Raw genomic sequence first — 11,701 nt, forward strand, 5'->3', positions numbered from 1 at the left:
TGTATGGTTTCATTTGTTCCACAAACCTACCTTTTAAACTGATAAAAGGAGTATTTTGTTACACATTTGTATAAATATTTAGTAAAGTTAAAAAAAATTAAACAAGCGGTCAAAAATAAAAAAAAGGCCTCCCCAAAGGAAGGCCTTTCTTTACTATATTTATGGTATTACGTTTACTTCATAATTGCCTCAACTTCTTCAACCGAGACTGGAATTCTTTTACCAATTAATCGATTGCCATTTTCAGTTACCAACACATCATCTTCAAGACGAATTCCACCAAATTCACGATACTCATTTACTTTATCGTAATTGATAAAATCAGTATGTAATCCTTCATTCTGGAATTTATCTATTAAAGCTGGAATAAAGTAGATTCCTGGTTCATTGGTCAATACGAATCCTGGTTTCAATTCTTTACCTAAACGCAAATAGGCTGTTCCGAACTGATCGATTCTTTGAACCTCATCATCATAACCAACATAGTTTTCACCAAAGTCTTCCATGTCATGAACATCAAGTCCCATCATGTGACCCAAACCATGTGGCATAAACAATGCATGTGCACCTGCCTTAACAGCTTCTTCAACATCACCTTTCATTAAACCAAGTTTCTTCAATCCTGTCGCCAGAACTTTACAAACCTCTAAATGAATACTTTGATAAGTAACACCCGGACGAATCAATTCGTTTCCTTTATTAATTCCTTCAAGCACAATTTCGTAAATTTCTCTTTGCTTTTGAGAGAACTTACCACCAACAGGAATTGTTCTGGTATTATCAGAAGCATAATGAGTATCGGTTTCAGCACCACAATCTACAAGCAATAAATCACCTGCTTTTAACAAGTTACCATGTTCGTGATTGTGAAGAGTTTCACCTCTTTTAGAAACAATGGCAGGGAAAGAAAGCATTCCTCCTGCTCTAAGAGCAATGGCTTCAACTTCTCCAGCAACCTCTCTTTCATACACACCATCTTTTGCCATTTTCATAGCGGTAGTATGCATTTCGTAACCAATGGCAGCAGCTCTTTCTAATTCTTTAATCTCATACTCATCTTTAATTTCACGCAAAGCAACAACTGCTTTGATAAATTCTACCGATGCACTTTCTTTAATTGCATCAAGAGGAGTACCTAGCATTTCGTGAATTAAAATTTTATTCTCTGCTCTGTAAACAGGCAGGAAGTGAATTTTACGCCCAGCTTTTACTGCATCAGCAACAAAAGTTTTCAAGTCGGCAAATGGAGCAGTATTCTCCAAACCAAACTCAGCAGCCTGATCAACAACACTTGGCTGAGGTCCCATCCAAATGATGTCATCAATATCTACATCATTACCAAAAACGTAATCTTTGTTATTGTCAATATCAAAAACACCTGCAAATCCTGGATGATCGATACCGAAAAAATATAGGAAAGTACTATCCTGACGGTAATGATAAATATTACCGGCATAGTTCATTGGAGCGTCTGGGTTACCTAAAACAATTGCAATTCCATCTTTCATTGATGCACGCAATTTCTCGCGTCTGTTTATATAAACTTCTTTTGGAAACATGTTAATAGTATTTAAATTTTAAGATTTTGTAAGATACAAAAATAGCTCGCTTTTAAATTCTTTTTTATGTCATTTATCAGTTTAGTCCATAAAAAAAAAGGCTTCCAAGATGAAAGCCTTTTTTTAAATCGTATATCGATATTATAATTTAATTTCTCTGTCGACAGTCTGTTCTAAAGAGATCAAAGTTTCAGTTTTCGACACTCCAGGAATATTTTGAAGCGTGTTAATTAAAACATCCATCAAATGCTGATTGTCTCGACACAACATTTTTACAAGGAAAGTATAGTTTCCAGTCGTAAAATGACACTCTACAATTTCAGGAATTGCATCAATTTTGTCAACAACCATTTTATACTGATGTGCGTGATCTAAAATGATCCCCACAAATGCACAAACTTCGTATCCTAATGCTCTAGGTTTTACAATAAATCGAGAGCCATCAATAATACCAGCATCTTCAAGTTTTTTTACACGCTGATGAATTGCAGCTCCAGAAATTCCACACTCTCTTGCAATTTCAAGAAATGGTATACGTGCATTTTTGATCAAATAAGATAATATCTTCTGATCTACTTCATCAATTTGAATTTTCATATTCTAATAGTTAGGGTAAATCATAAAAGGTTTATTATATTCAGTTGCCCGAAAACCTTGTTACAAATCATTACAATAACAGCAAAATTAATAATAATTTATAACCACATAAAATCTATTTGCCTTTGATTGCGAATTTAGAATGAATAAATTCTATTCTATGGAAATAAATTGATTATTACACGATTAATCATTAAAAACAGACTAGAATGTTATACAAGTAATATATCTCTGTAATAAAAAATTAATTTTGTGGCTTAAACACAGTAAATACAGAGCATAAGACTTTAAAGAATGAAAAAATTAAAACCTGTAATGTTTGTTGGAACAGGATCTGATGTAGGTAAAAGCATCGTAAACACAGGATTCTGTCGTATTTTATTGCAAGATGGATATCAACCTGCTCCATTTAAGGCTCAAAATATGTCTTTAAATTCTTTTGCAACACCAGAAGGGTTTGAAATCGGCCGCGCACAAGCTGTTCAAGCCGAGGCGTGCGGAATTAGTTGTCATACCGACATGAATCCAATCCTATTGAAACCTACAAATGATAAAAGCTCACAAGTGGTTTTGAATGGAAAACCTGTTGGTACCCAAAGTGCTTACGATTACTTTATGGGCAACAATAAATCTGCATTGTTCAACGAAGCCAAAGCTGCATTTTATCGTCTGGAAAAACGATACAATCCAATTGTTCTTGAGGGTGCTGGAAGTATTTCAGAGCTGAATCTTAAATCGAGAGATATTACCAATATGAAAATGGCAACCGAAACCGATGCGGTAACCTATCTTATTGCTGATATTGATAAAGGAGGCGTATTTGCAAGTGTTTATGGAAGTATTGCACTTCTTGATGAAGAGGAAAGAAATCAGATTAAGGGAATACTGATTAATAAATTCCGTGGTGATATCAATTTATTTGAAGAAGGGAAAAAGATTATTGAGGATTTAACCGGTAAGCCTGTTATTGGTGTTCTTCCATATTTTAGAGACATTCACATTGAGGAAGAGGATTCTGTGAGCCTGGAGAAAAAATTTAGCAATGCCCAGGCTGGAAAAATAAACTGTGCTGTAGTATTGCTTCCCCGCATGGCAAATTTCACCGACTTTAATGTATTGGAACACGATCCGCGTGTGCATTTGTACTACACAAACAATATAACAGAAATTGAAAATGCCGACATTGTAATTATTCCTGGTAGTAAAAACACGATTTCTGACTTACAGGAATTAAAGAACAATGGTGTAGCAAAGGCCATTATCAATGCTCGAAAGAATGGCAAAAAAGTGATTGGTATTTGTGGTGGTTACCAAATGATGGGTAGCGTAATTTCTGACCCCCAAGGCATTGAAGGGAATATAAAACAAATTAGCGGCCTGGGATTACTACCCATTGAAACTGTAATTACAGAAGAGAAGCTAACTGAGCAATGTGAATTTGCCTTTAAGAATTACAAAGATACCTGTGAAGGTTATGAAATTCACATGGGACAAAGCAAATCATTGGTGAAAGGCAATCCTTTAAATCAATTATCGAACGGCAAGCAGGAAGGTTATATTTTGGATGATAATTGTTGGGGCTCATACATTCATGGAATTCTGGACAACACAGTTGTTATCAACGATTTAATATCTGGATTTGAAACAATATCCGATCATGATTTCAACTATAAAAAGTTCAAAGAAGAACAGTACGATAAATTGGCCGACGTAATTCGAGAGAGTGTTGACATGGAGTTATTTTATCAACATTTATCTCAGGAGTAAGAAATGAGCATCAATAACAGATATATTATAACCGGTGGTCCCGGATCAGGAAAGTCAAGCCTTTTAAATGCATTGATTCATAAAGGATACAAAGGTTTTGAAGAAATTTCCCGCATTGTTATCCGTGAACAGCATGAAATTAATGGAGATAAACTTCCGTGGAAAAACCTGGCAGATTTTGCCGAAATATGCTACGAAAGAATGTCAAAACAGCTGGATGAATGTAATTCGGAATCTTACTGTTTTTACGATAGAGGGATTCCAGATATTATTGCCTATGTGCGTCGCGGAGGTATTCAGGTTCCTGAAAAGTACTTTAAAAAAAGCAATCAATACAATCCAATCGTTTTTATTGCTCCACCCTGGCAGCAAATATTCATCAACGATGCCGAACGCCCAGAATCTTTTGAAGATTCAATGGAAATTTACCGCTTTTTGAAGAATACCTATTCAGACTTAGGCTTCGAGGTTATTGAGCTTCCAAAAGTATCTATACCTGAAAGAGTCGCCTTTATTGAATCTTGTTTAGGCTAAATTGACTATCATTTTCCAGCATGCAGGAGATATCAAGCACATTTATTTATCATCTTGCAAAGACTGCCTTACACCATCAATCACAGCTTTAGCAAGAAGTTCTCCAAAAAGAACATGTTTGCCACAATACACTACTTCCGGACCAGTGCCACAAGCAATAGCTGTTGAATCGGTTCCCGTTCCGGTTGCAAGCAGTCCGGAAACCCGGCTTTTAACATCTAAATCCTGCATACATGCAGCCTTGGCTTCTGCTACCATCATCACACATTCCACCATGGCTGCATCAGATAAACTGGCATTTGTTAGCAACAGAATATTAATGGTTCCTACTTTCTCACACTCCTCGTTCATGAATTTGTAATCAGCCGAATCTCCTGCCCTTCGAGCATTTGAAACTCCTGCTGTTACCAATGCATCGATCCAAATGCCTTGCTCTTCGACACGAATTCGACGAAAGCTTTTCATGATCGCAGCAGTCATCATTCCCACGCAAAGTCCATCCCATTCATTGTTTTTCACCATATTCGACAAAGTCACCTCTGGCTTCTCAAAATTGGTTCTTTCTCCTTTAAAGTTGGCATCAACCTTTGTATTCAGAAAATGATCTGCCTCCTGAAAGCCACCGTTTAGAATGGCAGAACTTAGCATCCTCACCGGCTTTTCAAACTTCACATGAAGAAATTGATCATTGTGTTCTATATCGTAGTTCATGTTTTATTCTTTTTTCAGTTTTTGAGCAAATGCAAAATCAACTGCTTGTTCGTATTTTTTAATTCCAAGCGACTTCTTAATGGCTTTGTATACCTTTTTTTCATTTTCAAAGTGCATGGAAAAATACTCCCAAAAAGGTTTCATCTTTTGCATGATTTGAGTCTCACCCTGCAGGTAGGATCCATACAATTGAAATATTTCATCATGCATGGCCATTAATTTATCTTTTCTTTCGTGAGGAGCCGGAATCTCTATCCCTTTTATTCTTTTTGGCAACCAATAATCTTGTAAAATGCCTCGTCCTATCATTACATGATTCAGATCTGAAAAAGAATCCATCACATTTTTGTAATCGTGAAATGTGCATATGTCTCCATTGTATGCCAAATAGTTTCCAAATTTCTCATACAAATCGCCAAATCTACTGAGATTGGGCTTCCCTTTATACAACTGCTTGCCAATACGTGGATGCACAATAACCTGGACTATTCCATGATCTTTTAGAATGGGTAATATCGAATCAACATCCTGGTCATCAAGTAAACCCAAGCGCAATTTTACCGTGAGGTTTATCTTATTTTGATAAGCGTTTGCAAGGATTTCTTCTACCTTTTCGGGATGGGGCAATAATCCAGATCCTTTCCCCTTTTTAGTTACCATTGGATATGGACATCCCATATTCCAATTCATTTCACAGTAATTCAGCTCAGAAAAATAAGTTTCAAAATATTTAAATTCTTCTGTCGACCCGCATAAAAACTGCGGAACCAAATCTTTACTGCCCTCTTCGAAGGGTTCCACTTCTCGTTTATGAGCCGTTTTTATCCCTCCATCATTTTGTAAAACAAGAAAAGGAGTATAGAACTGGTCTATACCCCCAATATGCTTTTGATAAGCTTGCCTAAATACCCAATCGGTATATCCCTGTAAAGGTGCGAGCGATATTTTCATTCTCTTTCAATTATCGTCCAAAGCTCAATACGCCTAACAGCTGCTTTCTCTGACGATAGTATTTTAATCCATCTTCGGTTGCAATGCTTTTCACAAATTCATCGATCATGGTATCGTAAATGGTGCCAAATTTAAATCTCTCTGGCGGATACAATTCCGGGTTATGCATGTCTTCCAAACGAGAAAGATACATTCTACCTACCATTTCGCCACTTAAATCACTACGATACATGCCTTGTGCAATCCCTTTTTGAATGTTGATCTGAATTTTATCAAAAATAAATTCCATTCTGGACTCCATATGGCTTGCATAGATTTCCGGGAAATAGCTTTCCAACTCCATCGTAATCGAAGGAGTTACATGCTCAAACTTGTCGTTAATCTCCTGACTTACAATAAATAGAATATCAATTGCATTTTGACCTTCAAAATTATATTCTAAGAATATTGCCTCGAAACTTTTTCTTTCGTATTCAAGAATCTTTTCGACCAATTCTTCCTTTGAGCTAACAAAACTTGAAATATCCTTTTCTGTTACACCAAAATCCTTAATCTTTTCAAAAGAGAAATCCTTCAATCCATTTTTCAACAAAAAGGTTCTTACCTTCTCTATAATACGCACAAATTCCTTATCCATATGCTCTTATCACTATCAATTTTCACGAATTGCAATTGTACAATTCTCTTTTTTAATATAGGCATAAAATTAAGAAAAAAAGCAGAGATATTTCTTACCAGAGAAAATACAATACACATTCTCGAATTTTATCATTAAATGCTCAATATTGATCGCCTTTCTGGATTTTTTACGCCCAGCAAGGATAATTATTCAACATTTAAGCGCTTTTCATTGATAAAAATTGGTTATTCATAAAAATAGAAGGTACAGAACTTTTAGTTTTTAAAACATATAGTATCTTTATTGCTGAATGGATACTTTTAATACATAGGGTGATTGAAAGTTCTTTTTCATAAGTAAATTTAAGTAGTAGTTTTTGGGCGGCTAGTCACCGCCCATTTTTTTTGCCTATAATTTCTTGACATTCCTTACAATATCTTTTATTTTAATTAGTCTAAATAAATTAAATAAAAGATATGGAAAAAACACTACACGCATTTACCTGGGTAGAAATTCCGGTAAGTGATTTTAAGCGAGCCAGGCAATTTTACTCAGCTATTTTCGATTATGAAATGCCTCAAGAACAAATGGGCGATCAATTAATGGGTTTCTTTCCCCACGATTTTCAGAATGGTGGCGTAGGAGGTGCAATTGTTAAGGGAGATATTTATACGCCTGGCAATAGTGGAACATTGGCTTACCTGGATGGTGGAAGCGATTTAAACAATGTTCTGAATCGTGTTGAATCAGCCGGTGGAAGTATAGAAATACCCAAGACCCAGATTACGCCTGAAATTGGATATTTTGCCGTTTTTAACGATACCGAAGGCAATAGAGTTGCACTTCACTCCAAAGAATAAAAAAGGCTGCCTAATGAGCAGCCGTTATCGATTATTTCTTTTCTAATTCTTTTTCAATTGCTTTTTTCATGGCATTGAATTCGTCGATATTGAAAAGTCGGGTCAGAAAAATAATTTTTCCCTCACGATCAATGATCACATTCCTGGTAACACCACTTTTTCGATGGGCATATTTTGCAAAAATATTAGCGCCATCATCTAAACCTATTGGGTAGGTAACTTTGGTTGCTTTAATCAGCTTCTCAGCTTTTTCAAGCGGCTCATCTCTATCGATTCCAAAAAGGGCAAAGTCTTTGTTTTTATGAACCTGCCAAATTTCTTTCTCGATATGTGGCATTTCTTTTCTACACACCCCACACCAACTAGCGGTAAACTGCAGCATTACCACTTTTCCTCTCAAATCCGAAAGTTTAACCAGCTTGCCATCTGTTAATTTCATTTCAAAGTCAGGAGCCATATCTCCTACTTTCACTTTATAACCTCTAGAGTCATTCTCATCAGCTGCTACACTAAGTATCATACCTAAAATCAATATTATTGATAACGTTATTCTTTTCATATTTTATTCTTTTAGTCTCTAAACCTAATTAAATTGCTAAAATAAAACAATTTCCAGCCATAGTAGGCATAATTTTTGCAGTCTCTATATCGTTAATATCTAAATAAATACAACAATGAAACGAATTATATTTTTTCTAACAGTAGCATTTTTCATTCAAATTAATTTTGGATTTGCTCAATTAACAGCCAAAGAGGCTCGCCAACAAAAAAAAGAGCTAAAAATGCAAGAGGTTCAACAGCTTGTTGAAAGCAATCATTTTATTTTTAAAGCAGATGCACTAACTACATCTTCAGGCTATTACAAAGATTTAGATTACAACTACGATCTTATTCTGGCAAATGATTCTGTTCATGTTTACCTTCCTTATTGGGGAAGAGTTTATATGGCTCGAATCAACGATGATGCCGGATTCAAATTCAGCGAATCAATCGATAAGCTTAAATTTAAAGACCGAGGCAAAAAAGGCTATCAAATTAGTTTTACAAGCGAGAATAAAGGCGATAGTTATTTCTTTACATTGGATGTTAGCAAATTGGGATATGCTTATTTAAAAGTGAATTCTACCAGGAAAAGCTTTATTTCCTACGATGGTACCATTCATGCCCATACGCAGGAATAGCAACTACCATTTTAAATACCCAAACATCTGTCTTTTAAATTCTTGTTTTTTGTTCTTTAAATAAAGGCTCACTGCTTTGGTAAGCAATTTGTCTTTAAAAAAGAATTTTTTTATCAGATATGCTGAACCTGCATATGGCAATGCAGTAATCATGATATCGACGGTTCTAACCGTGTGCTTTAACGAAAGATAAATATATATCAGTTTTACAATTAAATTACCTGTAAGGAATAGAATTGGTGGTGTTAAAACTTTATAATCGATAACACCATGAAAAATGGCATAAACGATAATACCCGGAAAAAGTATTGCATCTACCACACCAGCAATTACACTCCAAACAGCCAATACTCCACTAACATATAATACATTAGGAAGCTCTCCCTGTACAATTTGCTTGGTCAAAAGTTCTTTTTCCTGATCAGAAAAATCATTGAACTCATTCACAAACATACAGAACTGATTGCTCTCGCAGCTACATTTCTCTGTATATGATAGATGTTTCATATTAACTCGATTGCCCTAAAAGATTTCGCACCAAATCTTTTACATTTGCCCTGTACATTAGAATACAACTGAACACTAAAGCTGTAATAGCCATTGCAAACAATTGTCCGCCATCACTAATTCCATCGTATTCCACAACAACTCCTAAAGGCGTTACCAAATGAAATCCAATAGCTCCTATCATTAAACCTGCCGTGATTACCGAAGCATATTTCCAGTAGTTAGGCAAAAAGAATAGAATTCCTGTGATTAATTCAATCGCACCTATGCCATATCGGCCCCAAGGCTCCATACCAATGGTAGAAAAAACATGTATGGCTTGCGGATGGCCCGAAAATTTAAAATGTAGTGTTTGTATCAAAATAATTGCTGTTACAATTCTCAATAACATTTCAATTGTTCTATATTTTCTTTTCTCTTTCATAACTCATACCCTTTAATCATTCATAAAACTACAAAAGAATAACTAGATCTTCTGCCATAATTTATAAGCAATATTAGTGCATACTTTCAAATTAAATTGTGATCTTAATTACATTTCCATTAAAATTGTAATTCCTGTTAAATCTGAAAACTAAAAATATGAATCGAATTTCAATCTTTCTAGGTCTTTTTGCCCTAATTATAGTAGGAGCTTGCTCGAATCAAGCCAATGAGCAAAAAACCGACATTTCCATTGATAGAATGATAAAATACATCAAGGATCTTTCGGCAGATGAGTTCATGGGACGCAAACCTTTCTCGGAAGGAGAGCTTAAAACCATTAATTACATTGCTGATTTATACAAAGAAATTGGACTTGAACCTGTAAATGGAGATAGCTATTTTCAAGAAGTACCTTTGGTTGAGGTAAGCCTGGATCCTCCAAAAAACCTGAAGCTCAATTATAATAACGAAGAAGTTGATTTAAGCTATGCCAATGATTTTGTAGTTTTTTCAAGACGCCTTCAGGAAAATATCGAGTTAAAAAATTCTGAATTAATTTTTGCTGGTTATGGAATCGTAGCTCCTGAATACAACAGAAATGACTACCAGGATCTGGATGTAAAAGGAAAAACCGTAGTTGTAATGGTAAATGATCCTGGGTTTGGAAAAGAAGACAAATCGAATTTCAAGGGCAACGAAATGACTTATTATGGCCGATGGACTTATAAGTATGAAGAAGCTGCCAGGCAAGGTGCAGCCGGTTTGTTAATTATACACCAAACAAAGCCAGCAGGTTATCCTTGGTCGGTGGTTTTGAATTCCGCATCGGTACCAAAATTGTATCAGCAACCAAATGACGATTACATGTCGAGATGTATTGCAGAAGGTTGGATTACCTGGGAAACGGCCGAAATGATGTTTTCAAAAGTCGGTAAAAATCTTCAAGAGGAACTTGACAAAGCAAGCCAGAAAAACTTTAGCGGATACAGTTTAGAAGCCAAGGCCAGTGTTAGCTTTAAAAATTCTGCACGATTCGATAAAACTCAAAACGTACTAGGTGTATTAAAAGGCAGCGACTTAGCTGATGAATACATTTTTTATACTGCTCATTGGGACCACCTGGGCATTGGGCCAAAAATGAATGGTGACTCTATCTATAATGGAGCCGTTGACAATGGAACATCTCTAGCCTGGATGTTTGAAATTGCCAGAGCCTTTAAAGCAATGCCAGTGAAGCCACGTCGATCAATTGTATTTCTTGCTCCTTCGGCAGAAGAGTCAGGTTTGAATGGATCTGGATACTATGTTGATCATCCTATTTTTCCGCTGGAAAAAACTGTTGCGAATTTTAACAACGACCTTATGCTTCCATATGGAAGAATGAAAGATGTCATGATAACCGGATATGGGCAATCGGAACTGGAAGATTATGTAGCCGAAATTGCAAAAGAGCAAAATCGATATATCCTACCCGATCCTAATCCTCAATCGGGCATGTATTTCAGATCGGATCATTTTAGCTTTGCACGTGTTGGCGTACCTGCTTTGTTCGCTCGTGGTAACAATGATCATATCGAAAAAGGAAAAGAGTATATGCTGGAAAAAGAACGCTACTGGTTGGCAAACCATTACCACAAACCAGCCGATGAATATGAAGACTGGTGGGATTTAACCGGAGTGGCCGATGATGCCGAATTGCTTTTTAAAGTCGGATGGAAAATTGCCAATATGGAGGAGTTTCCTAAGTGGAAAGAGGGTTCGGAGTTTAAGAAGGTAAGAGAAGATTACATGAATAAATAATACAAAAGGAATGGCAATTGTCATTCCTTTTTTTTGTTTTATTGTCCCGTCCTGAAATAAGTTGACAGTAAATCGACTTATTTATGAAAATATTGAGAAAGACTGTAGCAAGGCGTACCCAACGAAATTATAATTTATCCTTTAAATTGTCAGTTGTACGTCAAGTTGAAGAAGGGGAAATGACCTACC

Annotated in this window: 13 protein-coding genes; 5 read left to right on the forward strand and 8 right to left on the reverse strand. The window is 35.8% G+C overall.

Going from position 1 to position 11,701, the window contains the following annotated elements:
• Positions 1-173: 173 nt before the first annotated feature.
• Entirely contained in the window at positions 174-1,559 is a 1,386-nt protein-coding gene (locus ELS83_RS08260; protein ID WP_171595067.1) for an aminopeptidase P family protein, read from the reverse strand.
• 141 nt (positions 1,560-1,700) lie between these two features.
• On the reverse strand, positions 1,701-2,156 hold the full coding sequence (locus tag ELS83_RS08265; protein WP_171595068.1) for an Lrp/AsnC ligand binding domain-containing protein: 456 nt from the start codon (positions 2,154-2,156) through the stop codon (positions 1,701-1,703).
• 294 nt (positions 2,157-2,450) lie between these two features.
• Here ELS83_RS08265 and ELS83_RS08270 point away from each other — a divergent pair, with 294 nt between their 5' ends.
• Both ELS83_RS08270 and ELS83_RS08275 read left to right on the forward strand, forming a co-directional pair.
• On the forward strand, positions 2,451-3,923 hold the full coding sequence (locus ELS83_RS08270; RefSeq protein ID WP_171595069.1) for a cobyric acid synthase: 1,473 nt from the start codon (positions 2,451-2,453) through the stop codon (positions 3,921-3,923).
• A gap of 3 nt (positions 3,924-3,926) precedes the next feature.
• Positions 3,927-4,457 (forward strand): AAA family ATPase, encoded by a 531-nt coding sequence (locus ELS83_RS08275; RefSeq protein ID WP_171595070.1) that lies wholly within the window; start codon positions 3,927-3,929, stop codon positions 4,455-4,457.
• 42 nt (positions 4,458-4,499) lie between these two features.
• On the opposite strand, the gene ELS83_RS08280 is transcribed toward ELS83_RS08275, so the two are convergent.
• From ELS83_RS08280 to ELS83_RS08290, 3 genes are read right to left on the reverse strand one after another with little or no spacing between them, the layout of a single operon-like run.
• The gene (locus ELS83_RS08280) at positions 4,500-5,168 is read right to left on the reverse strand and encodes an adenosylcobinamide amidohydrolase (protein ID WP_171595071.1); all 669 of its coding nucleotides are present in this window, start codon (positions 5,166-5,168) and stop codon (positions 4,500-4,502) included.
• Positions 5,169-5,171: 3 nt separating this feature from the next.
• Positions 5,172-6,119, reverse strand: a complete 948-nt coding sequence (locus ELS83_RS08285) for a tRNA dihydrouridine synthase (protein ID WP_171595072.1) — start codon at positions 6,117-6,119, stop codon at positions 5,172-5,174.
• Positions 6,120-6,129: 10 nt separating this feature from the next.
• Complete coding sequence (locus ELS83_RS08290) at positions 6,130-6,756, reverse strand: hypothetical protein (RefSeq protein WP_171595073.1); 627 nt, start codon at positions 6,754-6,756, stop codon at positions 6,130-6,132.
• Positions 6,757-7,214: 458 nt separating this feature from the next.
• Here ELS83_RS08290 and ELS83_RS08295 point away from each other — a divergent pair, with 458 nt between their 5' ends.
• Positions 7,215-7,598, forward strand: a complete 384-nt coding sequence (locus ELS83_RS08295; protein WP_171595074.1) for a VOC family protein — start codon at positions 7,215-7,217, stop codon at positions 7,596-7,598.
• A 31-nt stretch (positions 7,599-7,629) separates the two neighbouring features.
• On the opposite strand, the gene ELS83_RS08300 is transcribed toward ELS83_RS08295, so the two are convergent.
• Positions 7,630-8,157 carry a TlpA family protein disulfide reductase gene (locus tag ELS83_RS08300; RefSeq protein WP_171595075.1) on the reverse strand — a complete coding sequence of 176 codons (528 nt, stop codon included), beginning with the start codon at positions 8,155-8,157 and terminating at the stop codon, positions 7,630-7,632.
• Positions 8,158-8,272: 115 nt separating this feature from the next.
• Between ELS83_RS08300 and ELS83_RS08305 the strand changes: the two genes are divergently transcribed.
• Complete coding sequence (locus ELS83_RS08305; protein ID WP_171595076.1) at positions 8,273-8,779, forward strand: DUF4251 domain-containing protein; 507 nt, start codon at positions 8,273-8,275, stop codon at positions 8,777-8,779.
• Between the two features lie 3 nt (positions 8,780-8,782).
• Here the strand turns inward: ELS83_RS08305 and ELS83_RS08310 are convergent, their stop codons facing one another.
• Together ELS83_RS08310 and ELS83_RS08315 are read right to left on the reverse strand one after the other, a co-directional pair.
• Positions 8,783-9,286 carry a hypothetical protein gene (locus ELS83_RS08310; protein ID WP_171595077.1) on the reverse strand — a complete coding sequence of 168 codons (504 nt, stop codon included), beginning with the start codon at positions 9,284-9,286 and terminating at the stop codon, positions 8,783-8,785.
• 1 nt (position 9,287) lies between these two features.
• Positions 9,288-9,710: a DoxX family membrane protein gene (locus tag ELS83_RS08315; protein WP_171595078.1), complete on the reverse strand. Its 423-nt coding sequence runs from the start codon at positions 9,708-9,710 to the stop codon at positions 9,288-9,290.
• Between the two features lie 158 nt (positions 9,711-9,868).
• Here ELS83_RS08315 and ELS83_RS08320 point away from each other — a divergent pair, with 158 nt between their 5' ends.
• A complete protein-coding gene (locus ELS83_RS08320; RefSeq protein ID WP_171595079.1) occupies positions 9,869-11,512 on the forward strand; it encodes a M28 family metallopeptidase in 1,644 nt (547 codons plus the stop codon).
• Positions 11,513-11,701 lie beyond the last annotated feature (189 nt).

It is taken from the genome of Marinifilum caeruleilacunae (assembly GCF_013141825.1).
Classification (GTDB): Bacteria; Bacteroidota; Bacteroidia; order Bacteroidales; family Marinifilaceae; genus Marinifilum; species Marinifilum caeruleilacunae.

What these genes read in the sequence shown, in the direction of transcription:
- ELS83_RS08285 (WP_171595072.1), bottom strand. Translation starts at nt 6,119, where the DNA reads ATGAAAATATCGCTCGCACCTTTACAGGGATATACCGATTGGGTATTT.
- ELS83_RS08310 (WP_171595077.1), bottom strand. Translation starts at nt 9,286, where the DNA reads ATGAAACATCTATCATATACAGAGAAATGTAGCTGCGAGAGCAATCAG.
- ELS83_RS08265 (WP_171595068.1), bottom strand. Translation starts at nt 2,156, where the DNA reads ATGAAAATTCAAATTGATGAAGTAGATCAGAAGATATTATCTTATTTG.
- ELS83_RS08260 (WP_171595067.1), bottom strand. Translation starts at nt 1,559, where the DNA reads ATGTTTCCAAAAGAAGTTTATATAAACAGACGCGAGAAATTGCGTGCA.
- ELS83_RS08290 (WP_171595073.1), bottom strand. Translation starts at nt 6,756, where the DNA reads ATGGATAAGGAATTTGTGCGTATTATAGAGAAGGTAAGAACCTTTTTG.
- ELS83_RS08295 (WP_171595074.1), top strand. Translation starts at nt 7,215, where the DNA reads ATGGAAAAAACACTACACGCATTTACCTGGGTAGAAATTCCGGTAAGT.
- ELS83_RS08280 (WP_171595071.1), bottom strand. Translation starts at nt 5,168, where the DNA reads ATGAACTACGATATAGAACACAATGATCAATTTCTTCATGTGAAGTTT.
- ELS83_RS08300 (WP_171595075.1), bottom strand. Translation starts at nt 8,157, where the DNA reads ATGAAAAGAATAACGTTATCAATAATATTGATTTTAGGTATGATACTT.
- ELS83_RS08270 (WP_171595069.1), top strand. Translation starts at nt 2,451, where the DNA reads ATGAAAAAATTAAAACCTGTAATGTTTGTTGGAACAGGATCTGATGTA.
- ELS83_RS08315 (WP_171595078.1), bottom strand. Translation starts at nt 9,710, where the DNA reads ATGAAAGAGAAAAGAAAATATAGAACAATTGAAATGTTATTGAGAATT.
- ELS83_RS08320 (WP_171595079.1), top strand. Translation starts at nt 9,869, where the DNA reads ATGAATCGAATTTCAATCTTTCTAGGTCTTTTTGCCCTAATTATAGTA.
- ELS83_RS08275 (WP_171595070.1), top strand. Translation starts at nt 3,927, where the DNA reads ATGAGCATCAATAACAGATATATTATAACCGGTGGTCCCGGATCAGGA.
- ELS83_RS08305 (WP_171595076.1), top strand. Translation starts at nt 8,273, where the DNA reads ATGAAACGAATTATATTTTTTCTAACAGTAGCATTTTTCATTCAAATT.